This window comes from Lysobacter avium (genome assembly GCF_015209745.1).
GTDB classification, from domain to species: domain Bacteria; phylum Pseudomonadota; class Gammaproteobacteria; order Xanthomonadales; family Xanthomonadaceae; genus Novilysobacter; species Novilysobacter avium.
In genome coordinates this window covers 2,590,982-2,611,753 of the sequence record NZ_CP063657.1, presented here as the reverse complement: position 1 = coordinate 2,611,753, position 20,772 = coordinate 2,590,982, and the positions used below count along the sequence as shown (strand labels likewise).

21 protein-coding genes are annotated in these 20,772 nt (G+C 68.0%); 7 read left to right on the top strand and 14 right to left on the bottom strand.

The annotated features are described in order from the left end of the window. The first annotated feature begins 52 nt into the window (after positions 1–52). The 7 genes from mltB (at position 53) to INQ42_RS11655 (ending at position 8,535) form a co-directional block, all read left to right on the top strand. A complete protein-coding gene (gene mltB / locus INQ42_RS11685; RefSeq protein ID WP_194034424.1) occupies positions 53–1,207 on the top strand; it encodes a lytic murein transglycosylase B in 1,155 nt (384 codons plus the stop codon). Then, positions 1,204–2,604, top strand: a complete 1,401-nt coding sequence (locus INQ42_RS11680; RefSeq protein WP_194034423.1) for a septal ring lytic transglycosylase RlpA family protein — start codon at positions 1,204–1,206, stop codon at positions 2,602–2,604. Before mltB ends, INQ42_RS11680 begins: the two co-directional genes overlap by 4 nt. A gap of 61 nt (positions 2,605–2,665) precedes the next feature. Continuing rightward, complete coding sequence (locus INQ42_RS11675) at positions 2,666–3,901, top strand: D-alanyl-D-alanine carboxypeptidase family protein (protein ID WP_194034422.1); 1,236 nt, start codon at positions 2,666–2,668, stop codon at positions 3,899–3,901. Positions 3,902–3,935: 34 nt separating this feature from the next. Then, entirely contained in the window at positions 3,936–4,214 is a 279-nt protein-coding gene (locus INQ42_RS11670; protein ID WP_194034421.1) for a DUF493 family protein, read from the top strand. 53 nt (positions 4,215–4,267) lie between these two features. Next, positions 4,268–4,960, top strand: coding sequence for a lipoyl(octanoyl) transferase LipB (lipB, locus tag INQ42_RS11665; RefSeq protein WP_194034420.1), 693 nt, complete (start codon positions 4,268–4,270; stop codon positions 4,958–4,960). A 34-nt stretch (positions 4,961–4,994) separates the two neighbouring features. Then, a complete protein-coding gene (gene lipA / locus INQ42_RS11660) occupies positions 4,995–6,008 on the top strand; it encodes a lipoyl synthase (RefSeq protein ID WP_194034419.1) in 1,014 nt (337 codons plus the stop codon). 283 nt (positions 6,009–6,291) lie between these two features. Beyond that, positions 6,292–8,535, top strand: coding sequence for a carboxy terminal-processing peptidase (locus tag INQ42_RS11655; protein WP_194034418.1), 2,244 nt, complete (start codon positions 6,292–6,294; stop codon positions 8,533–8,535). Between the two features lie 79 nt (positions 8,536–8,614). Here INQ42_RS11655 and INQ42_RS11650 read toward each other — a convergent pair whose 3' ends face one another. The 14 genes from INQ42_RS11650 to INQ42_RS11585 all read right to left on the bottom strand — a co-directional run bounded on the left by INQ42_RS11650 (position 8,615) and on the right by INQ42_RS11585 (position 20,763). After that, complete coding sequence (locus tag INQ42_RS11650; RefSeq protein ID WP_407070771.1) at positions 8,615–9,925, bottom strand: ABC transporter permease; 1,311 nt, start codon at positions 9,923–9,925, stop codon at positions 8,615–8,617. Between the two features lie 11 nt (positions 9,926–9,936). Beyond that, on the bottom strand, positions 9,937–11,094 hold the full coding sequence (locus INQ42_RS11645) for an ABC transporter permease (RefSeq protein WP_194034416.1): 1,158 nt from the start codon (positions 11,092–11,094) through the stop codon (positions 9,937–9,939). Between the two features lie 7 nt (positions 11,095–11,101). Beyond that, positions 11,102–11,794: an ABC transporter ATP-binding protein gene (locus INQ42_RS11640; RefSeq protein WP_194034415.1), complete on the bottom strand. Its 693-nt coding sequence runs from the start codon at positions 11,792–11,794 to the stop codon at positions 11,102–11,104. Then, positions 11,791–13,011: an efflux RND transporter periplasmic adaptor subunit gene (locus tag INQ42_RS11635; protein ID WP_194034414.1), complete on the bottom strand. Its 1,221-nt coding sequence runs from the start codon at positions 13,009–13,011 to the stop codon at positions 11,791–11,793. The genes INQ42_RS11640 and INQ42_RS11635 overlap by 4 nt, the downstream gene beginning before the upstream one ends. Before the next feature lie 133 nt (positions 13,012–13,144). Further along, positions 13,145–13,444 carry a winged helix-turn-helix domain-containing protein gene (locus INQ42_RS11630; protein ID WP_194034413.1) on the bottom strand — a complete coding sequence of 100 codons (300 nt, stop codon included), beginning with the start codon at positions 13,442–13,444 and terminating at the stop codon, positions 13,145–13,147. Further along, complete coding sequence (locus INQ42_RS11625) at positions 13,441–14,013, bottom strand: hypothetical protein (protein WP_194034412.1); 573 nt, start codon at positions 14,011–14,013, stop codon at positions 13,441–13,443. Before INQ42_RS11625 ends, INQ42_RS11630 begins: the two co-directional genes overlap by 4 nt. Before the next feature lie 116 nt (positions 14,014–14,129). Continuing rightward, the gene (locus INQ42_RS11620) at positions 14,130–14,684 is read right to left on the bottom strand and encodes a cytochrome b (RefSeq protein WP_194034411.1); all 555 of its coding nucleotides are present in this window, start codon (positions 14,682–14,684) and stop codon (positions 14,130–14,132) included. Next, the gene (locus INQ42_RS11615; RefSeq protein ID WP_194034410.1) at positions 14,681–15,781 is read right to left on the bottom strand and encodes a catalase family peroxidase; all 1,101 of its coding nucleotides are present in this window, start codon (positions 15,779–15,781) and stop codon (positions 14,681–14,683) included. Before INQ42_RS11615 ends, INQ42_RS11620 begins: the two co-directional genes overlap by 4 nt. A gap of 125 nt (positions 15,782–15,906) precedes the next feature. After that, positions 15,907–17,280, bottom strand: a complete 1,374-nt coding sequence (locus INQ42_RS11610; protein ID WP_194034409.1) for a leucyl aminopeptidase family protein — start codon at positions 17,278–17,280, stop codon at positions 15,907–15,909. Next, positions 17,277–18,008: an HAD family hydrolase gene (locus tag INQ42_RS11605; RefSeq protein ID WP_194034408.1), complete on the bottom strand. Its 732-nt coding sequence runs from the start codon at positions 18,006–18,008 to the stop codon at positions 17,277–17,279. Before INQ42_RS11605 ends, INQ42_RS11610 begins: the two co-directional genes overlap by 4 nt. Positions 18,009–18,039: 31 nt before the next feature. Then, on the bottom strand, positions 18,040–19,206 hold the full coding sequence (locus INQ42_RS11600; RefSeq protein ID WP_194034407.1) for an AI-2E family transporter: 1,167 nt from the start codon (positions 19,204–19,206) through the stop codon (positions 18,040–18,042). 2 nt (positions 19,207–19,208) lie between these two features. Continuing rightward, positions 19,209–19,697 (bottom strand): hypothetical protein, encoded by a 489-nt coding sequence (locus tag INQ42_RS11595; RefSeq protein WP_194034406.1) that lies wholly within the window; start codon positions 19,695–19,697, stop codon positions 19,209–19,211. Positions 19,698–19,800: 103 nt separating this feature from the next. Beyond that, positions 19,801–20,307 carry a phage holin family protein gene (locus INQ42_RS11590; protein WP_194034405.1) on the bottom strand — a complete coding sequence of 169 codons (507 nt, stop codon included), beginning with the start codon at positions 20,305–20,307 and terminating at the stop codon, positions 19,801–19,803. 54 nt (positions 20,308–20,361) lie between these two features. Further along, on the bottom strand, positions 20,362–20,763 hold the full coding sequence (locus tag INQ42_RS11585; RefSeq protein WP_043957261.1) for a hypothetical protein: 402 nt from the start codon (positions 20,761–20,763) through the stop codon (positions 20,362–20,364). Positions 20,764–20,772: the final 9 nt, after the last annotated feature.

Here is a 20,772-nt window from a genome sequence, read left to right as displayed (position 1 = left end):
CGTCGCCCTGGGGCGGTTCAGGCATTTGCGAACAAGTGCTAACCTCGTCCCAATGAGCCGAACCCTTGCCAGCCGCGCCCTGCTATGTGCGCTCCCGTTCGCCCTGGTCGCCTGCGCCACGCCGGTCCAGCCCACTGAAAACCCGTCCTCCGCATCCACGATCCTGGTGCCCGACGAGACCTCCCCGCCGAAGCCGCCGAGCCAGCCGGTGGTGTCCAACGCGCAACCTCTCTCGGTCGCCGTCCCCGAGTTCATCCGCACCACCTCGGCCAAGTACGACGTCGATGCCGCCTACATCACTTCGGTGATGGCCAAGGCGCAGATGCGCGAGGGCATCATCGCGGCCATGTCGCGGCCGGCCGAAGCCAAGCCGTGGAAGGACTACCGGCCGATCTTCATCTCCCAGCAGCGCATCACCGCCGGCAAGGCGTTCCTCGCCAAGCACCGCGCCGCGCTGCACAAGGTCGAGGCGCAATACGGCGTCCCCGCCGAGATCATCGTCGCGATCATCGGGGTGGAAACCAGCTACGGCGGCAACACCGGCAGTTACCCGGTGGTGGATGCCCTGTACACCCTCGCTTTCGCGTACCCGCGGACCAACGAACCCGGCCGGATCGAGCGCGAGAACAACCGCGAGCAGTTCTTCCGCGACGAGCTCGCCCAGCTGTTTGCGATGGGCAAGGAAAACGGCTTCGACGTGACCACGCTCAAGGGCAGCTACGCCGGGGCGATGGGCTGGGGCCAGTTCATGCCGTCCAGTTACCGCGACTACGCGGTCGACGGCAATGGCGACGGCAAGGTCGACCTGTTCAACAACCTCGATGACGTGTTCGCCTCGGTCGCCAACTACTTCGTCAAGAAGGGCGGCTGGAAGCGCGGCGAGCCGATCGTCTCGCGCGCGGTGCGGGCCAAGGGTGCCGCTGCGTTCGAGCCGGAAGGTCTGGAGCCGCGCTACACGCTGGAGCAGCTGGCTGCACGGGGTTACAAGCCGCAGACGCCCATCGCCGGTGCCGGCAACGCAACCCTGCTCAACCTGGACGGCGTGAACGGGCCGGAGTACTGGCTGGGCTACCAGAACTTCTACGCGATCACCCGCTACAACATCTCCAAGCACTACGCGATGGCGGTGTACCAGCTGTCCGAGGCGATCGCGGGGCGGGAGAATCCGCTCGCGGCAGTTCCGGCCAGTGGCCGTCCGGGCGCATGAAGCGGCTGCTGGGGGCCGGCCTCGTCCTCGGCCTGGCCGCCTGCGCCAGCGGTCCCGGCAAGAAATCCGATCCTCCGGCTGACACGGCGGGCACGGCCAAGGCGGCCGGTCACACGGTGCGCGGAAAGTCGCCGTATCCGCCGGCGCAGGAAGACCTGTCCAAGCGCGGCCACTACACGGCCGGCGGGCTCTACGCGCCGCACATCAAGGACTCCGCGCCGAACATCGACATCGATGTCTCGCTGATTCCCGAGCCCGAAGTGGTCGCCGAGCCACGTTCGGCCTACGGCAACCGGCCAACCTATGCCGTGCTGGGCAAGAACTACCAGGTGCTCAACGACACCACGGGTTTCGTCGAGCGCGGCACTGCGTCCTATTACGGCAACAAGTTCCACGGACGGCGCACCTCCAACATGGAGGTCTACGACATGTATGCCTTCACCGCCGCGCACAAGTCGCTGCCGCTGCCCAGTTTTGCCCGGATCACCAACCTGGACAACGGCCGCTCGGTGGTGGTCCGGGTCAACGACCGCGGACCGTTCCACGATGGCCGGGTGGTGGACCTGAGCTACGCCGCGGCGGTCAAGCTGGGCGTCCATCCCGCCGGTACCGGCCGGGTCGAGGTGCGCGCGCTGCAACCCGGTGAGTCGCCGCCGACGCAATTTGTGGCCGCGCCGGCGCCGGCTTCTGCTACCACCCCGACCGCTACTGCATCCAAGCGGGTTGCCGCGACGCCGACCACCACCAGTTCGATGGATTCGCTGGTCGCCAAACTGCCTGCGGCGACTGCGGCGACTGCGGCGACTTCAGCGACTTCAGCGACCGCAGCCAGCGCTGCGCCTGTGGCCCTTGCCGCCTCCGTCCCCGCCCCCGCGTCCGTCGCGGCCAAGGGCGACGCCGAAGACTGGCGGTTCCAGATGAGCCGCGACGGCCGCGCGATGACCGCCGATGATTTCGATGCGTGGATGGCCGAGCGCCACATCAGCATCGTTGGTGGCCATGTCGTGCGGAACGCTCCTGAGGGCGCGAAAGCCTCTGCCCAGGCGACCGCTGCCGCAGTCCCGGCTCGCGCGCCGACGGGCGCCCCGGCCACATCGAACACCGTTCCAGCGGCGGCTCCTGCATCTGCCGCGACCGCCGGCGTCATCCAGGCCAGCGACGTTGGCGAGGGCGTGGTCCTGCAGGTGGCCAGTTTCACCGCGCGCGACAATGCCGACCGCGCGTTGGCCACCCTGCGCGGTGCCGGCATCGCCGCCGCCAACCTGCACGACGGCATGGCCAACGGCCGCCAGGTCTGGCGCGTGCGGGTCGGTCCGCTGGAAGCGGCGGCCGCCAACGGCCTGGCCAGCCGTATCGCCGGCCTCGGCTTCGGCACGCCGCAACGCGTCAAAGACTAGTTTCGTTTCCCTTTCGACATCGATACCCATCGGCCCCGCGCCGACCCGGAGCAGTTCACCAATGAAGTCCTACCGCGCAATTGGCATCGCCGCGCTCACCACTTTCGCTTTCGGCCTCGCGTTCGCACAGACCCCGGCGCCCCAGCCCACCCCGCAACCGACTCCGCAGCCCGAGGCTGCCGAACAGGCGCCGGCCAGCGAGGCGCTTCCGGTACCGCCGCCTCCGGCGATCGTCGGCACCGCGTGGATCCTGATGGATGCCGCCAGCGGCAATGTCCTGGCTGGCGAGAACATCGACGAACCCCTGGAGCCGGCCAGCATCACCAAGGTGATGACCAGCTACGTCATCGCCGCCGAGATGGCCGGCGGCAAGGTCAAGCCGACCGACCAGGTGATGATGACCGAGAACGCGTGGCGCAAGGGCGGGGCGGGCACCGACGGCAGTTACTCCGGCTTCCAGGTCAACCAGACCGCGCCGCTGCTGGAGATGGAAAAAGGCATGGTGGTGCAGTCCGGCAACGATGCCGCGATCGCCCTGGCCGAGCACGTCGCCGGCAGCGAATCCGCCTTCGCCGCGCTGATGAACCAGTACGCCAAGCGCCTGGGCATGAAGAACTCCCACTTCGCCAACGCGACCGGACTGCCCGACGAGGGCCACCTGTCCTCCGCGCACGATCTGGCGCTGCTCGGCATCGGCCTTGCGCGCGACTTCCCCGAGACCTACTCCTACAACAAGATCAAGGAGTTCACGGTCGGGCCGATCACCCAGCCCAACCGCAACGTGCTCCTGTGGCGCGACAGCACCGTGGACGGCATCAAGACCGGTCATACCTCCGGCGCCGGCTACTGCCTGATGGCCTCGGCCAAGCGGGATGATCAGCGCCTGGTGTCCGTCGTCCTCGGCTCCACCTCCGAGAAGCAGCGGGCCAGCGACAGCCAGGCGCTGCTCAACTGGGGCTTCCGCTTCTACGAAACCCACAAGCTGTACGACGGCAACACCGCGGTGGCGACCCACAAGCTGTGGAAGGGCGCCGTGGATACGCTGGAGCTGGGCGTCGCCGAGCCGCTGCTGGTGACGGTGCCGCGCGGCCGTTACGAGCAGTTGCAGCCCACCATGGACGTGCCGGCCACGCTGGTCGCCCCGATCGAGAAGGGGCAGGCGATCGGCACCGTGAAAGTGATGCTCGATGGCGAGGTCGTCGCCGAGCGCCCGCTGGTTGCACTGCAGGCGGTCGAGCGCGCAGGCTTCTTCAAGCGCCTGTGGCACGAGCTGCTGATGTGGTGGAAGTCGACCTGACCGATTCAGAGCTGACAGACAAGCGAGTTGAAGCATGGAACTGACATCCGACAATCCCGAACATGGCTTCCAGTTTCCCGGTGAGTTCGAGCTCAGCGCGATGGGCGCCGCCGACTCCGGGCTGGAGACCGAACTTCCCCAGCGACTGATCGATGGCGGCATCCAGGTGCTGACCGAGCGCACCGACTGCAGGCATTCGCGTAACAGCCGCTACGTGTGCGTGCGCCTGACCTTCCACGCCGAGAGCCGTGAGCAGTACGACTTTGCCCACCAGCTGCTGCGCGACCATCCGGAAGTGAAGTGGACGCTGTAACGCGCTCTGCAAACGCCCTCGAACCCCACGACCCTGGCCTCGCCCCCGACGCAATGCCAGCCGCAGCGGTGCAGTCGAGCACGGCCGCGCGCACTCTGCCTAACGCCGTGCTGCGCGACCTCGGCCGGCGGCCGTATGAACCGGTCTGGCGCGCGATGCAGGACTTCACCGATCACCGCAACGGCGATACGCCCGATGAGCTGTGGCTGGTGGAACACGATCCGGTGTTCACCCTCGGCCAGAGCGGTCGCGCCGAGCACGTCCTGGCGGCTGGCGACATCCCCGTGGTCCAGGTCGACCGCGGCGGTCAGGTGACCTACCACGGCCCCGGCCAGCTGGTGCTGTATCCGTTGCTGGACCTGCGCCGGGTCAAGGTCGGCGTACGCGACTACGTGGCCCGGGTGGAGCAGGCGGTGATCGACACGCTGGCGGACTGGAATATCGAGGCCGGCCGCCGCGACGGCGCGCCCGGCGTGTACGTCGCCGGAGCCAAGATCGCCGCGCTCGGCATCCGCGTCCGCCGAGGCTGCAGCTTCCACGGCCTGGCCTTCAACATCGACATGGACCTGTCCCCGTTCACACGCATCAATCCCTGTGGTTACGCGGGTTTGCGGGTGACCTCGATGGTAGACTTGGGCGGTCCCTCGGGGCTGCAGGCCGTCAAGCCGGCGCTGGTCGAACACTTCGCCGCGCAGTTTGGCCTGAAGGTCGACGAGGCCCCGCCGCCGGCCCTGCCCACGCTCTGAGCGGCGTCCCCCGCATCCACGTCCCGGATTCTCCATGAGCGATAGCGTCAGCAAGTCCATCCCCCTCGCGATTGTCAGCGGCGACGCTCCCGCGTCCCTGCAGCCGGGCGTGAAGCAGTTGGCCGGCGACAAGATCAGCCGCTCGCCGGTGCAGTTCGCCGAAGCGCCGGTGCTGCGCAAGCCGTCATGGATCCGGGTCCGCATCCCATCGGGCAACGCGGTGGCCAAGCTGAAGGAGAAGCTGCGCGCGAACCGTCTGGTCACCGTGTGCGAGGAAGCCAGCTGCCCCAACATTCACGAGTGCTTCGGTCACGGCACCGCGACCTTCATGATCCTGGGCGAGGTCTGCACCCGCCGCTGCAGTTTCTGCGACGTCGCCCACGGCCGGCCCAAGCCGCCGGATGCGTCCGAGCCGGCCAACCTGGCGCGCACCGTCGCCGACATGGGCCTGAAATACGTGGTGGTGACCTCGGTCGACCGCGACGACCTGCGCGACGGCGGCGCCGCCCATTTCGTGGAGTGCATCGCCGCGATCCGCGCCCAGAGCCCGGGCACCCGGATCGAGATCCTGACCCCGGACTTCCGCGGCAAGGGCCGGATGGAGCGCGCGCTGGAAATCCTCGCGGCCAACCCACCGGACGTGTTCAACCACAACCTGGAAACGGTGCCCGAGCTGTACCGCAACGTGCGCCCCGGCGCCGACTACCAGTGGTCGCTGACCCTGCTGCAGAAGTTCAAGGCCCAGCATCCCGACGTGGTGACCAAGTCCGGGATCATGCTGGGACTGGGCGAGGAGCGCGAACAGGTCGAGCAGACCCTGCGGGACCTGCGCGCACACGACGTGGACATGATCACCATCGGCCAGTACCTGCAGCCCAGCGCCCACCACCATCCGGTGATGCGCTACTGGACGCCGGAGGAGTACAAGCACTTCGAAACGTTCGGCCTGGCGTTGGGCTTTACCCACGTCGCCTCCGGCCCGCTGGTGCGCTCGTCCTACCACGCCGACCGCAGCGCGGCGGAGGCCGGTCTGGCCGTTTCCGCCTGAGCGAGGCGACAACCGGGTGTGTTGCGTCGGCGTCAGCGTTGGCCGACGCGGCGCATCCGTCCGCTGGGTGCTTGCGTACACGTTCTTCGCATTGACGTGTCTAAGCTTCCCCCGAGCGTTTGCTCCGCCCGCTCCTGATCGCTTCCTGACCGTGCCATGACGGCGTGACAGCGCCCGCGACTTTCGGCACTGTCAGGGGGTTCCAGCGGTCAGCAATCTGAATTTCCCGTACTGCGCCAGTCCGTTGCATCCCCTTCACTGTCGGCCCTCCAGCCTCAATTTCATGATCTCCAAGACTCCCCTGCTTGCCCTGCTGTTGACCGCTCCGTGGGCGCTGCTGGCGCGCGCCGACAATGCGCCGGTGGCCGCGCCGACCTCCATCGAGGCGCCGGCGACGACGACCCGCACCACCAGCAGCAAGCCGGCGGTCCTGCCCAGCGGCCCGACCGCTGACCAGGCCACTGCGGCCAAGCTGGTCTATGGACTGCTCTCCGACAGCCGCTATGCCTACCGGCCGCAGCCGCTGGACGACGCGCTCTCGGCTGATATCTACAAGCGTTACCTGGAAGCGCTGGACGGCGGCAAGCAGTTTTTCACCGCCGCCGACATCGCCGGGTTCGACCGCTACAAGACTCGGCTGGACGACGCCATCAAGAGCGGCGAGCTGGAGCCGGGCTACGCGATCTTCGCGCTCTACCGGCAGCGGGTGAACGAGCGCATCCGCCACGCCCGCGGGCTGCTCAAGCAGGACATCTTCGATTTCAGCGGTGATGAGCAGTTCCACTACGACCGCAAGAAGGCGCCGTGGGCGGAAGACACCGCCGAGCTGGACGAGCTGTGGAAGCAGTCGGTCCGCAACGACTGGCTGCGCCTGAAGCTGGCGGGCAAGGAATCGAAGGACATCGCGAAGACGCTGGACAAGCGCTACGCCAACCTGGCCGACAACGTCGCCCAGTTGGAAGGCCAGGACGTCTTCCAGACCTTCCTCAACAGCTACACCAACGCGATCGATCCGCACACCAGCTACTTCACCCCGCGTTCGGCGGAAAACTTCAACCTGTCCATGTCGCTGTCGCTGGAAGGCATCGGCGCGGTGCTGCAGAAGCAGGACGACATCGTCGCGATCCGCGAGATCGTGCCCGGTGGCCCCGCCGACAAGTCCGGCGTGCTTGCTCCAGGCGACCGCGTCGTGGCGGTCGGCCAGGGCACCAGCGGCAACATGGAAGACGTGATCGGCTGGCGCATCGACAACGTGGTCGAGAAGATCCGCGGGCCCAAGGATTCCAAGGTCCGCCTGGACGTGGTGCCGGCGAGCGCCGGCCTGGACAGCGAGCCCGTGCGGGTGGTGATTACCCGTGACAAGGTGCGCCTGGAGGACCAGGCCGCCAAGTCCAAGGTGCTGGAGATTCCCGGCATTGGCGATGCGCCGGCCAAGCACGTGGGCGTGATCGAGCTGCCCGGTTTCTACCAGGACTTCGAGGGCCGCCGCCTCAACAACGGCGATTACGCCTCGGCCACCCGCGACGTCGCCAAGCTGCTGGTGGACATGAAGAAGCAGGGCGTGGACGGCGTGGTGCTGGATCTGCGCAACAACGGCGGTGGTTCGCTGAACGAGGCAATCGAGCTGACCGGCCTGTTCATCGACCAGGGCCCGGTGGTCCAGGTGCGCGAGTCCGGCGGCCGGGTCACGGTCAACGGCGACGACGAGCCGGGCGTGGCCTGGGACGGGCCGCTGGCAGTGCTGGTCAACCGCGGCTCGGCGTCGGCGTCGGAGATCTTCGCCGGCGCGATACAGGACTACGGCCGCGGGCTGGTGATCGGCGAGAACACCTTCGGCAAGGGCACAGTGCAGAACCTGGTTGACCTGGACCGCTGGCCGGGCGGCGAGGAGGAGCGCTTCGGCCAGGTCAAGCTGACCGTCGCCCAGTTCTTCCTGCCCGGTGGCAGCTCGACCCAGAACAAGGGCGTGGTGCCGGACATCCAGTTCCCGGCCTCGGTGGATGCCACCGAATACGGCGAGAGCACCTACGACAACGCGCTGCCGTGGACGCGGATCGCCGCGGTGCCGCACAAGGTCTACGGCGACTTCAGCCACATCCTGGGCACGCTGGACAAACTGCACACCGCCCGCGTCGCCAACAACCTGGAGTTCCAGTGGTGGCGCGAGGACGTGGCGCGCTTCCGCGAGGAGTCCGCGAAGACCACGATCTCGCTCAACGAGGCCGAGCGGCGCCGCGAGCGCGACGCCAGCGAGGCGCGGCGCAAGAAGCGCCAGGAAACCCGCGAGGAGCTCGGGCTGGCGCTGGATCCGCTCGCGCTGATTTCCGCCGACGACGGGCTGACCGCCAACGAGCGCGACATCGTCCAGGACGCCGCGCGCGAGAAGGCCGCCGAGGACCGTCCCGACCCGTTGCTGCAGGAGTCTGCAGCGATCCTGGCCGATGCGATCCACCTGCTGGCCAACGACCGTAAGCTGTCGGCGCTGGTGCTGCCGATCTCGACCCGCGCCGGACACTGGGCGGACTGAGGGCCAGAACCGCCGCGCTCAGGCTTGACGGCTTTCCACCGCAAACACTTATCGGGCACCTTCGGGTGCCCGCTTTGTTTCAGCCGTCGCGCAACGCGACCGTCACCGGCAGGCGCGCGGCCCGCAATGCCGGGAACAGGCCGCCCACCAGGCCGATGCCCAGCGCCCATTTCAGGCCGGTCCACAGCAACTGCGGCGAGACCTTGAACTGGAACACCACCTGGCTGAAGTTGTTGCCCAGCGTGGACACCGTGTAGCCGTTGAAGATCGCCCAGGCGATCAGCCCACCCAACACGCCGCCCAGCAGCGCCAGCAGCATCGTTTCCAGCATGACGGCGAGCACGACGGGCAGGCTGCGGAAGCCGATCGCACGCATGGTCGCGATCTCGCGCGCGCGGCCGGCGACCGCGGCGTACATCGTGTTGAGCGCGCCGAACACCGCACCGACCGCCATGATCGCGCCGATCACCGTTCCGAGCACGTTGATCAGCGTGCTCAGCTGGCCGGACTGCTTGCGGTAGTAGCTGCGGGTGGTCTCCACGTCGAGCTTCAGGCGCGGGTCGGCGTCCATCGCCGCCTTGAGGCGCTGGAAGCCGTCCGCACCCTCGGTGCGCACGGTGATCGACTGGAAGGCATTGCGCCGGTAGGTCGAGGCGATGGTCTGCGCGTCGCCCCACAACTCTGAATCGTAGGCATCTCCGGAGGCGAACTTGCCGACCACGGCCCACTGCTGGTTGGCGAACTCCAGAGTGCTGCCGACGTCCAAGCCGCGGAACTGCGATTGCGCTCCCTGGCCCACCACCAGCTCCTGCAGTCCCGGCCGGAACCTGCGGCCTTCCACCAGGCGAACACCCGGGCGCACCTGCCAGGCCTCCTCGCCGACGCCGCGCAGCTGCGCGTTCGAATCGCTGCCGTCGGATCGCGCCTTCAGTGCGACAACCTGGGACAGTTCGGCGGTCAGCAACGGTTTGCCCTGCGCGTCGCGGGCGATCCCGGGCAGGCTGGACACCAGAGGCACCTGGTCGCGCAGGATGACCGAGTTGGTTTCCGCCTGTGAGCCGCCGCGCAGGATGATGGCGGTGTCATCGCTCCCGGTGGCCTGCAGCGTCGCCTTGAAGCCTTCGCCCATCGCCAGCATCGCCACCAGTACGCCGACCACCCCGGCGATGCCGACGATGATCACCGAGGACGCGCCCCACCGCTGCGGCAGGCTGGAAATGCCGATCCGCGTCGCCGCAAGGGACAGCCGCCCGCTGCGGGTCAGGACAAGCCACCCCGCCAGCGTGACCGCCAGGGCGAGCAGGCCCCACCAGGGCAGCGCGATCCATGCTGCCAATCCGGTCACCAGCAGTACGATGGTGAGCAGGTTCCACAAGCGCTGCTTGTTCACGGCCCGCATCCTCATCTCCCGGCCAGCGCGTCGACGATCTTCAGGCGTTTGGCCCGCAGCGCCGGCAGCAGCCCGACCACCACCCCGATGGCGACCATCAGGCCGATGCCGACCAGCCACGTCTGCGCCGGCACCTGCGGCAGGCCGAGGATGCCGCCGCTGGCGGCGGAGATCCCCGGCATCGCCACCGCGGCCAGCGTGAGCCCGGTCAGCCCGCCGATCATCACCAGCAGCACCGACTCGGCCATCACCAGCCCGAGCATGGTCGAGTCGTGGAAGCCCAGCGTCTTCAACGTTGCCAATTCGGGCACCCGCTCGCGCACCGCCTGGGCCATGGTGTTGCCGGTAAGCAGCAGCAGGGTGAAGAACACCGCGCCCATGATCGCGGTGACGATCAGGCCGATGTCGGCGAACTGCTTGGCAAACGACTGCTGGAACGCCGACTCGGTCTGGCTCTTGGTCTCGTGGTCGGAGTTGGCCGAGAGCGCGTCGATCGCCTGCGCCACGCGCGAGGCCTGGTCGGGGTCGGCCAGCTGCACGGTGAAGAAGCTGACCTGGTTCTTGATGTAGTCGTTGGCCTCGTCGAAGTACTTCCAGTGCATCAGCAGCTGCTGCTCGGCGCCGACGTTGTCGCGGTCGCGCGAGCGGTAGATCGCCTCCAGCTGCAGCGGCCAGTCGTTGCTGCCGCTGCGCGGGAAGATGGTCGCCTGCAGCGGGATGGTGTCGCCGATCTTCCAGTCGAACTTCTGTGCCAGTGCCTCGCCCACCACGGCGCCGGTCTGGTTGGCCTGCCACGCCTGCAACCGGTCGGCCGGAATCTCGAAATCGGTGTAGACGTCAAAGTAGTTGTCGGCCACCGAGAAGTTGGGGAAGAAGTTCATCGGATCCCGGTAGATGCCGCCAAACCACATGGAGTAAGTCGCGTTGCGCACGCCCGGCACGCCCTCGATCTGGCGCAGGAGGCGGATGGGCAGGGTCTGGGTGATCGACAGGCGCGAAGCGACAATGAGCCGGTTGGCCCCGTCCACGCTGCCGCCGGAGTTGAATGCCACCCGGACCGAGTCGAGCATGCCGAACAGCAGGAAGGCGGCGACCACCGACAGCAGGGTCAGCAGCGTGCGGGTCTTGCTCCGCCGCAACTGGGCCCAGACCAGCCAGAGGTATTTCATCGCCGCCTCAGTGCGCCAGCTCGGGCGCGCCCACCAGCTCGCCCTTGTCGAGGTGGATGGTGTGACTGGCGTATTCGGCCGCCTTGGGGTCGTGGGTGACCATGATGATGGTCTTGCCGTGGTCGCGGTTGAGCGACTGCAGCAGGGTCAGGATCTCCTCGGCGGAATGACGGTCCAGGTCGCCGGTGGGCTCGTCGCAGATCAGGAAGGTCGGGTCGGACACGATCGCCCGTGCGATGGCGACGCGTTGCTGCTGGCCGCCGGAAAGCTCGTTGGGCTTGTGCGAGGTGCGGTCCGCCAGGCCGACCAGCTGCAGGGCGATGCCGGCATTGCGCTTGCGCTGGGCGGCCTTGAGCGTGGTCAGCAGCAGTGGCAGCTCGACGTTCTTCTGCGCGGTCAGCATCGGCATCAGGTTGTAGAACTGGAACACGAAGCCCACATGCCGGCTGCGCCAGGTGGCCAGCTGCCCTGCACTCATGCGGTCGATACGCTCCCCTTCGATGGAGATCTCGCCCCCGCTGGGGGTGTCCAGGCCACCGATCAGGTTCAGCAGGGTAGTCTTGCCCGAACCCGAGGGGCCCATCAGGGCCACGAAATCGCCCTCGGCGATGTCCAGGTCGATGCCGTGCAGCACCTCGATCTTCTCCGGCCCGCGCTGGTAGGTCTTGGTGAGCTCGCGGATGCTGACCAGGGTCTTCATTGCGGTGCGTCCTTTTGCAGCGTCACCCTGTCCCCGTGGGTGAGCTCGGGGGGTGGATCCAGCACCACGGTCTCCCCGGCCGTCAGACCGGCGAGCACCTGGCGGTCGCTGCCGGTGGTGATTCCGGCTTCCACGGCCCGCTGTTCGACCGAGTCATCCTCACCCAGCACGAAGACGACGTCCTTGCCGTCCCGGCTCGCCACTGCCGCCGCCGGCACGCGCACCCCCGGCGGCGCCTCCTCGCCGGCCTTTTCCATGAAGCTGACCCGCACGCCCATGTCGGGCACGATCCGCGGGTCCTTCTCGTCCAGCGCAACGCGCACCTTCACCGTCGCCTTGCCGCGGTCGGCGGTGGGGATGATCGCGATCACCGAGCCGGGAATGCGCCAGTCCGGGTAGGCGTTGAGCACGGCCTCGATCGGCATTTTCGGCGTCACCCGGCCGATGTAGGCCTCGCCGACATCCACCTCCACCTCCAGCGAGTCCATGTCGACGATGGTGCCGATGCCGGTGCGGGTGAAGCCGCCGCCGGCCGACAGCGGCGAGATAATCTCGCCGGGCTGGGCCGCCTTGGCGATCACCACGCCGGCGAACGGTGCGCGGACCACGGTGTTGTCCACGCCGTTGTCGGCGATGGCCAGGCGGTCGGCGGCGACCTGTGCGTTGCGCTGAGCAGTCTGCAGTTGCGAGCGCAAGGCGTCGCGCTCGGCGACGGCCTGGTCGTACTGCGCGGCCGACACCAGTTGCTGCCGCGCCAGCGCCTGCAGCCGGCCGGCATTGGCGGCAGCTTCGCGCGACTGCGCCTGGGCGGCGTTGATCTGGCTGCGCGCGGCGGCGAGCTGGGCGCGGGCCAGGCGGCGCTCGGCATTGGCATCGACGGGATCCAGGGTGGCCATGATCTCCCCGGCCTGAACCTGCTGGCCTTCCTCGATCATCACCTCGCGAACCTTGCCGGTGATCTTGGAGGATACGGTAGCCATCCGGCGGGCGACCACGTAACCGGTGGCATCCAGCACCGCCGCGCTGCCGCTGGACATCGCCACCGCGGGCGCGGTGCGTACCTCGACACCGCCCTGGCCGCGCAGGAAGAACCCGGCAGCGAGGATCAGCACCAGCAGCACCGCGGCCGCGACCAGCCACGGCCACCGTTTCCGTGGCTCCGGCGGAGCCGAACGGTCGATCTTGAGCGACTTGAGCAGCTCGGCCGACTCAGTCATATGCGCCCTTGCAGTGGTGTTCGCCCGAGTGTGACGCGGGGCTCGTTCAGTGCCAAGCCACCCCGGCAAACGCGGCGGCACGCAGGCTTGCCATCGCGCCATGCCGGAGCGGGGTGTTGCGAGGCCGCCATGGCTAACCCGTCGCGGTCGCGATCATAGACTGCAGCGCACCCAGGTGACTGTCGAGGGCGTTGCGTCCGGCCTCGGTGAGGCGGTACCAGGTGACCGGCTTGCGTTCGACGAAGTCGCGCCGCAGCGCCACGTAGCCGGTGTCCTCGAGTTTCCGCAGTTGCGCTCCCAGATTGCCGTCGGTGAGTGACAGACTCTGCTTGAAACGCGCGAAGCTGATCTCGTCATGACGTGCCAGCAGGACGCCGATCGCCAGCCGCGCGCGATGTTCAAACGCGCTGTCGAGGCGGTCCAGCGCTTTCATTCCGGATGGACCGGCGACCGCGAGCGCTGGCTGCTGAAACCGGCCCAGGCCAGGGCGATCGCGACCAGCAGACCGGTCGCGGTCCAGGTGTAGGGCCATGCAAACATCGTCAACACGACGTAGGCCGCGAGCATCAGCAAGCCGGTCCACAGCAGCGGGCGCTCCAGGTGCACGCCGGCCAGGGCATAGGAAATCGCGGCCACCAGCATGAAGTTGCCGACCGCGGTCTCGATCGGCGCGCCGCGCATCACCGGCAACCAGCAGACCAGGAAGGCGGCGCCGGTTACCAGCCAGTGCAGGCCGTGGCGACGCCCGTGCGCCTGATCCACCGAGCCGCTGTGTTTCGTATCCCGCGCCGCCAGCCACATGCTGACCAGCCCACCGCCGATGCCGAACAGCACCCAGAACGGTGCCGCCAGTTGCGGCGCAAAGTCGGGCAATGCCCAGCCCACGGCGACGATCACTGCCCACATGAAGTAGATCGACGGCACGCCTGCGCTGCGGTCGTGCCGGCGTACCGCACCGACCACGTAATCCAGATCCTGTTTGAGCTGCTCAGCCTGTTGCATGGTCCTGTTCCTCCGGTTGATGGATGACAAAGTACTCTGGTTTTCAGAGTTGTCAAGCACCAGGATGTTCCGTCCCACCAATCAAGCGCGCCGTCGCGTCGCTGGAGACCGCGGCGTTATCGGTTCGCGTCGCGACCCGGGCCGCGCGCCATGCTGGCGAACACACCGTCGCGCCGCACCCATGCGTGGTACAGCGCCGCCGACAGGTGCAGCAACACGGTGGCGAACAGGAGGTAGGCCAGCAGCCCGTGGGCGCCGCGGAGCAGGGCGAACAGTGTCGGCGAATGCGGCAGGATGGCCGGTAGGCTGACGCTGCCGAACATCACGATGGGATAGCCGCCCGCCGAGAGCATTCCCCAGCCGATCAGCGGCATCGACAGCATCAGCGCGTACAGCACCCAGTGCGAGGCGCGGGCGGCGGACTTCTGGATGGCGGGCAGGTCGGCGGGCAGCGGCGGCGGACGGTGGGTCAGGCGGTTGCCCAGCCGCAGCAGTGCCAAGAGCAGGATGGCAATGCCGATCGGCCGGTGCAGCTCGATCAGCATCGGGCGCAGGGTCAGGGAGGCGACCATGGTGACGCCGACAAACAGCATGGTCAGGATCAGCACCGCCATGCTCCAGTGCAGCACACGCGCCAGCAGGTTGAAATGCGCAGGCGGGCGGGAGTTCATGGCGACGCCTCCTGGTCCGTGGCATCGGAGGCCTTGCCGCTGGCGATCTCGCGCTCACGGCGGAAGAAGGATTGCGCGTACACGCCCGAGCGCGCGGCCAGGATCGGGTCATCCGATGCCGCGATGCCGGTGGGCAGGATCAGCGGATCGAAGTTCACGTCGCGGCACGGGCCCGTGGCCTGCGGCTGCGCCTGCTCAAAGCTGAGCGTGCCGACGGTGACCTGACGGCGCGTTTCCGGCCACGGTTGCGACGGGTCGTCCAGCGCATCGCCGGCATCGGGCAATGTCACCACCATGTCCCATCGCAGGGGGCCCGTGGCCAGGCGGCGGTCGAGCTCCTCGGCGAGGTAGTCGGCGGAGGCCTGCTCGCGCTTGGCCTTGTCCATCTCCACGAAAGGCGCCTGTGGCCGCATCGACCAGCGCACCGGCTGGCGCTCGCCGTTAGTGTTGATGAAGTGGAAAGTGTGGACGCCGTTGTAGGCGGTATTGGCCCAGCTGTCCGACCAGCGCGCCGATTCGGCCCAGGCCTGGAAGCGACGTGCCTGCGGGTACCTGGCCAGGAACGCGGCCATTTTCGCCGGGTCGGGCTTGCCGGTCGCCGGGTCCGGGATCCCGGCGCGGGTCTGCTCCAGGAAGGCCTCCAGGGTGGGCGCGCCGAAGAACGGAAAACTGTTCATCGCCATGCGCCACTGTTGGCCATCGTCGGTGCGGATGAGCAAGGCCATGCTCCGCACCCGGGCGGCGGCATCGGCGCCATGCGGATCCCCGCCGCCAATAGACATCCGTCCCAAGACTGGCACGGCGGCCTGCGAGAACGCCCTCGCACTCGACAGGGCGACGCCTTCGGCCGTGCCCTGAAAACTGCCACTGACACAAACGCCCTTGCTGTGCGCGCGCCGGAAACCGGGGTGGTCGGCGCCGGTGGCTTCGATGGTGTCAACGAATCGCTGCGAGGTGAGGCGCCCGCTGCTGCCGATCCAGCCCGCGGCCCAGGCAAACGCCGCGGCCCCACCCAGGGCGATCAGGCCGATCGCGGCAAGCGGGAGCAAGGAACGTCGCGGCGGGCGCCCGTCGGGCGTGGGCATCTGTGAGGTCATGGCAAGGTCCGCTGGCTGTCACCCCTTCATACACCCTCGCAATCGGGAAAGCGGTGACGAGTGGACCTGCGCTCCAACGGCGCCAAGCTCGTGCGCGGATCCGACTGGGCGCGCGCCCCGATGACTCAGTGCCCGTAGCGTTGCTTGAGCATCGTCCACGCCGAGCGCAGCGCCAGCGCCTCGCCGCCGGCCGGGCGTCCCGGGCGGTCCTTGTCGTTCCACGCGTAGACATCCAGGTGGGCCCACTTCTGGCCCTCGCTGATGAAGCGCTCCAGATACAACGCAGCTGTCACCGAGCCGGCCATGCGCGAACCGGCATTGGCGATGTCGGCGATGCTGCTGTCCAGGTAGCGCAGGTAGGGTCGCCACAGCGGCATGCGCCAGACCGGATCGCGGGTCGCTTCGCCGGCATCGAGCCACTGCCGCGCCAGGGTGTCGTCGTTGGCGAACAGCGCCGGCAGGTCCGGCCCAAGCGCCACGCGGGCGGCGCCGGTGAGGGTGGCGAAATCGATGATGGTGTCGGGGCCCTGCTCGCAGGCGTAGGCCAGCGCGTCGCAGAGCACCAGCCGCCCTTCGGCGTCGGTGTTGTCGACCTCCACCGTGATGCCCTTGCGCGTCGTGATGACGTCGCCGGGGCGGAAGGAATCCGGGCCGACCGCGTTTTCCACCGCCGCCACCAGCACCGTCAGCTGAACCGGCAGGGCCTGCGCCATGACCAGCCCGGCCAGGGCCAGGGCGTGAGCGGCGCCGCCCATATCCTTCTTCATGTTGCGCATGCCATCAGGGGCCTTCATGTCCAACCCGCCGGTGTCGAAGCACACGCCCTTGCCGACCAGGGCCAGGTGAGGATGCCCGGGCTTGCCCCAGCGCAGGGCGATCAAACGGGGAACCCGATGGGATGAGCGGCCCACGGCGTGGATGGTGGGAAAGTTCTGCTCCAGCAGGGCGTCGCCGGCGATCACTTCCAGCGTCGCGCCGTGGCTGTCGGCGAGCTCGCGCGCGGCATCCTCCAGTTGCTGCGGACCCATGTCCTCGGTGGGCGTGGTGACCCAGTCGCGCACCCGCAGGCACGCGGCGATGACGTCACGCACTTCCTGCGATGGAGCAGCCGCCAGCTCGGCCGGTGCGCGCCTGGGCTTGCGGTAGCGGGCGAAGCGGTAACTGCCCAGGCCCCAGCCCAGTTGCAGGTTGGTCGCCTCCACCGGGTCCGAGTCTTGGGCGGGCTTCCAGACCGTGCCGGCGGGCAGCGCAAAAGGCGCATGTGCGTAGCAATAGGCGTCGGCGCGGTCCGCCACGCCGATCACCGCACCCGCAATGCTGCCATCGCCCGCCGACAGCAACGCCACCGACCCCGGGCTGGCATCGAACGCCTGCGCGTCCAGCCATTTGCCATGCGCCGGTAATTGGGTCGCGCGCCACTGCTCCAGCCGGTCGGGGCTGACGATGTGCAGGGGCAGGGCATCGGTGGTGGCATCGGTAAAGCCAGACGGCAGACTCATGGACGGATCGACTCCTTGGCGTGCGCCGCGTCGAGCCAGTCGGCCAACGCGGCAAGTGTGGGAAATTCGAGGTCGGGACGCGGCCGCGCATCGGGCCACGGCTGGGACCGGCCGTGATCGTCGGAACGGTTGATCCAGCAGGCACGCAGGCCGGCCCGGCGCGCGCCGATCACGTCCATGTAAGGATCGTCGCCGACGTGCAGGACCTGCTCGCGGGGCAGGCCGAGGCGCTCGCAGGCGGCGTGGAATATGCTCGCGTCCGGCTTGGCGGCCCCGTGTTCGCGCGCGCCGAGCTGGAACCGGAACAGGTGCATCAGGCCGATCGTGTCCAGGCAGGCGTTGCCGTTGCTGACGGCGGCCAGCGGCACCCGCGCCGCCAGGCGCTCCAGCGCGGCGACGCTGTCGGGGTAGTGCGTCACATCGCAGCGCGCGGCGAAGTAGGCGTCATAGGCCGAATCGGCCAACTCGACGTCCTCGTCGGCGAGCACCAGCATGCGCTCGATCATCCACTGGCGTTGCGCGGTCATGTCGTGGGCGAGCCGCGGACGCTCGTGGTTGGCCAGTTCACGCAGCCGCTGGCGCTCTCTGGGCGGCCACATCCGTGCGGCGCGCGGTGCGTTTGCCGCCATCCACGCCTCAAGTGCAGCCTCCGCGCCCACGATGGCCGGCGCGATCGGCCAGATCGTGTCGTCAAGGTCGAGGGTGATGGCGCGGACGGGAAAGCTCACGCGTTCATTCTAGCCCGTCGAAAAACGGCGATCACTCCAGCAGGCGCGCCCAGCCTTCCAGGCCCTCGATCCGCGACAGGCTGATTTTGACGCAGACCAGCAATGGCACCGCCAGCAGCAGTCCGATGATGCCCCACAGCGAGCCGAACGCCATCAGCGCCATGATCAGCACCAGCGGCGACAAGCGCATCTGCCGGCCCAGAATGACCGGCGTCAGGATCTGGCCCTCGAGTGTGTGCAGGGCCAGGTAGATACCAGCGGGCACCAGCGACATCCAGGCCTCGTCAAAGGCCACGAACCCCATCAGCAACATGATGATGATGCCGATCAGCGGCCCGACGTAGGGGGCGAAGTTGAGCACCGCGGCCATGGTGCCCCACAGCAGTGCTTCGGCCAACGGGACGCCGAGCAGGTAGAACGATCCCGCCAGCGCCAGGCCGAGGATCAGGTTGATCGCGCTGATCGTGAGCACATAGCGCGATATCTCGCGCTCGATGGATTGCATGATCTCCACGGTGACGCGCTTTTGCTGGCGGCTCGGCAGCAGCGATATCGCATTGCGTTGCAGGTTTTCGCCATAGACCATGAAGAAGAAGGTCAGCAGGATCACTGCCAGCAGGGACGTGAGCATCATGGGGGTGGCCGTCAGCGATTTGTAGGGGTCGTTGACCTCGGTGCGGACGACATCGACTTTCTTGCCATCCCCCGACTCGGTGGCGCGGGCGATGCTCTCCGCCGCTTCGCTGGCGGCGTGGACCGGCTTGCTCATCTCGCGCAATTTCGGCGCCAGCCGCCCGAGCTCCTTGGGCACCTGGCGGGCCCATTCGGCGGCAGGCTGGGCCAGTTGGTAGCCCAGCGCGACCGTGGCCGCCAGCCCGCCAAGCAAAACGATGGTTGCGCCGAGCACGCGTGGAACGTGCAATCGTCGCAGCCCGCGGATGATGGGGTTGCCGATCAGGGCGAAGAACATCCCCAGCAGAATCGGAAGCACCACCCCCTGAGCGAGCCAGAGGGTATAGCCGACCGCCAGCGTGGCGAGCAGATTGAGCGCGTGTGACGCTCGTGGTCGTACGGCTGAAAGCGGCGGATCCTCATCGCCGGCCAATGCCGACGCGCCAACATCCACCGTGGCAGGGAGCGGTAAGGACGGGTCACCCTGCGCGGAAGGCGAGCCCGGATCCGCAGGCCCTGCGGCCATGGTCAGCCGTTGCCTCCTGCCTGGCGGGCCGCGGAGGCCAAGCGCTCCAGATAATCCTGTGCCGCGCTGTCATTGGTATCTGGGGGCAATTGGCGTCGCTGGCGGCGTGCCGAATCGGCGCTGGCCGCGACCCGGGGTGCGGGAGCAGCGGCGGGCCCGTCGGCTAAACCGGATCGTTGGACCTTCTCGTCGACGGCTTCTTCCGCGTCTTCTGCGTCGCTTGCCGCCGAAGCGGCTGTGACCCCGGAAAACAGGTTCATCAGCGTGCTGCTCATGCGCAGCAAGCCGCCGCTGCGGGCGACCGTCTGCAATGGTTCAGCGCGCCCGATCAGGAACCCGCTCGCCAGTCCGACGACGATGATCCGGCCCGGTGACCACAGGGCCCGCCACGAGTCCCTGAGTTGGCGCATGTCCGCGCCAACCTGACGCTCGTTGGCCTCCAAAGTGTTCTCGGCCTGGTCGACCTTGTTCTTGAGCTTTTCGAAATTCATCGTTTTTCCCCTGCGCCGTCATGGCGTTGCGACGCAGACTGGCGGGTCTCCGCAGAAGTGAAAGTTGCGCAGCGACCGCGGCACCGGCACCCCGGCACGCAGTTCACGGACCTGCCTGCCCGGTCGATACGCGTTGTGCCTGCTTCAGCGCACGTTGCTTCTCGTCATTCGCGGACTCCGCATCGCGCGCGCACTCGGCGGAATCCGGGGACGGCATCACGTCCGAAAGCTCGCCGACCCCGAGCCTGGCAAGTTGGCGCCGGGTTGCGTCCAGGCGGGTAAAGCCGAAGTAATGCACCGCGGCCCATGTGGCAATGCCGGCAGCCACCAGGCTCAGTGCCGCCGGAATGAGCAGTGCTGCAGTCCAGGTCAGCACCGTGGCACCGTTGAGGAACACCACCAGGGCGCCCATCAGGAACAGCCACGCGGTGGCCCCGCAAACGATGGCCACCCCGCTCATCGCCAGGGTTCGACCCAAGGCACTGCGCGCGAGCGACACATCCGCCGCCACCAGTGCACGCAATGCCTTGGCCGTATCCCCTGCTGCGGAGAGGCTGGCCTGACCGGTCTGGCCGATCTGGCGCAAGGCCTCCCGCAGCTCATCGGCCACGGGTGGATCATCCTGACGCCGCTCGTCTTCGCCGTGGCTTTCCATCGCGGCGGCTTAGTCGTTGTTGCGGGTGAGCTTGGCAAGCACCCAGCCGGCGGCGAGAGCGGCACCGAAGGCGGCCATCGGACGCTCGCGGATCAACTCCGAGGCGCTGTCCAGCAGGTCGCGGCCTTTCTCCATCAACTCGTCGGCCTGTTCACGTGCGGCGCCGGCGACGTCGCCCGCGGCCTTCCTGGTTGCCGATGCGCTCTCGGACAGCTCGGACTTGATGCTGGTCTGGCCGGAGCGGAGTTCCTCACCTGCGGCGCTGGCGGCGCCCTTCAATGTCTCGCCGGTGTGCTGCGCCGCCTGCTTGAGATGGTTGCCCGCCTCGCCGAGGTTCGACTTGACCGACTGGGTCGGATTGGTTCCGAGGGTGCTGGACGGATTGTTGGCGGTGGTATCGGTCGGATTCATTGATATCGC

What these genes read in the sequence shown, in the direction of transcription:
- mltB (WP_194034424.1), top strand. Translation starts at nt 53, where the DNA reads ATGAGCCGAACCCTTGCCAGCCGCGCCCTGCTATGTGCGCTCCCGTTC.
- INQ42_RS11680 (WP_194034423.1), top strand. Translation starts at nt 1,204, where the DNA reads ATGAAGCGGCTGCTGGGGGCCGGCCTCGTCCTCGGCCTGGCCGCCTGC.
- INQ42_RS11675 (WP_194034422.1), top strand. Translation starts at nt 2,666, where the DNA reads ATGAAGTCCTACCGCGCAATTGGCATCGCCGCGCTCACCACTTTCGCT.
- INQ42_RS11670 (WP_194034421.1), top strand. Translation starts at nt 3,936, where the DNA reads ATGGAACTGACATCCGACAATCCCGAACATGGCTTCCAGTTTCCCGGT.
- lipB (WP_194034420.1), top strand. Translation starts at nt 4,268, where the DNA reads ATGCCAGCCGCAGCGGTGCAGTCGAGCACGGCCGCGCGCACTCTGCCT.
- lipA (WP_194034419.1), top strand. Translation starts at nt 4,995, where the DNA reads ATGAGCGATAGCGTCAGCAAGTCCATCCCCCTCGCGATTGTCAGCGGC.
- INQ42_RS11655 (WP_194034418.1), top strand. Translation starts at nt 6,292, where the DNA reads ATGATCTCCAAGACTCCCCTGCTTGCCCTGCTGTTGACCGCTCCGTGG.
- INQ42_RS11645 (WP_194034416.1), bottom strand. Translation starts at nt 11,094, where the DNA reads ATGAAATACCTCTGGCTGGTCTGGGCCCAGTTGCGGCGGAGCAAGACC.
- INQ42_RS11640 (WP_194034415.1), bottom strand. Translation starts at nt 11,794, where the DNA reads ATGAAGACCCTGGTCAGCATCCGCGAGCTCACCAAGACCTACCAGCGC.
- INQ42_RS11635 (WP_194034414.1), bottom strand. Translation starts at nt 13,011, where the DNA reads ATGACTGAGTCGGCCGAGCTGCTCAAGTCGCTCAAGATCGACCGTTCG.
- INQ42_RS11630 (WP_194034413.1), bottom strand. Translation starts at nt 13,444, where the DNA reads ATGAAAGCGCTGGACCGCCTCGACAGCGCGTTTGAACATCGCGCGCGG.
- INQ42_RS11625 (WP_194034412.1), bottom strand. Translation starts at nt 14,013, where the DNA reads ATGCAACAGGCTGAGCAGCTCAAACAGGATCTGGATTACGTGGTCGGT.
- INQ42_RS11620 (WP_194034411.1), bottom strand. Translation starts at nt 14,684, where the DNA reads ATGAACTCCCGCCCGCCTGCGCATTTCAACCTGCTGGCGCGTGTGCTG.
- INQ42_RS11615 (WP_194034410.1), bottom strand. Translation starts at nt 15,781, where the DNA reads ATGACCTCACAGATGCCCACGCCCGACGGGCGCCCGCCGCGACGTTCC.
- INQ42_RS11610 (WP_194034409.1), bottom strand. Translation starts at nt 17,280, where the DNA reads ATGAGTCTGCCGTCTGGCTTTACCGATGCCACCACCGATGCCCTGCCC.
- INQ42_RS11600 (WP_194034407.1), bottom strand. Translation starts at nt 19,206, where the DNA reads ATGGCCGCAGGGCCTGCGGATCCGGGCTCGCCTTCCGCGCAGGGTGAC.
- INQ42_RS11595 (WP_194034406.1), bottom strand. Translation starts at nt 19,697, where the DNA reads ATGAATTTCGAAAAGCTCAAGAACAAGGTCGACCAGGCCGAGAACACT.
- INQ42_RS11585 (WP_043957261.1), bottom strand. Translation starts at nt 20,763, where the DNA reads ATGAATCCGACCGATACCACCGCCAACAATCCGTCCAGCACCCTCGGA.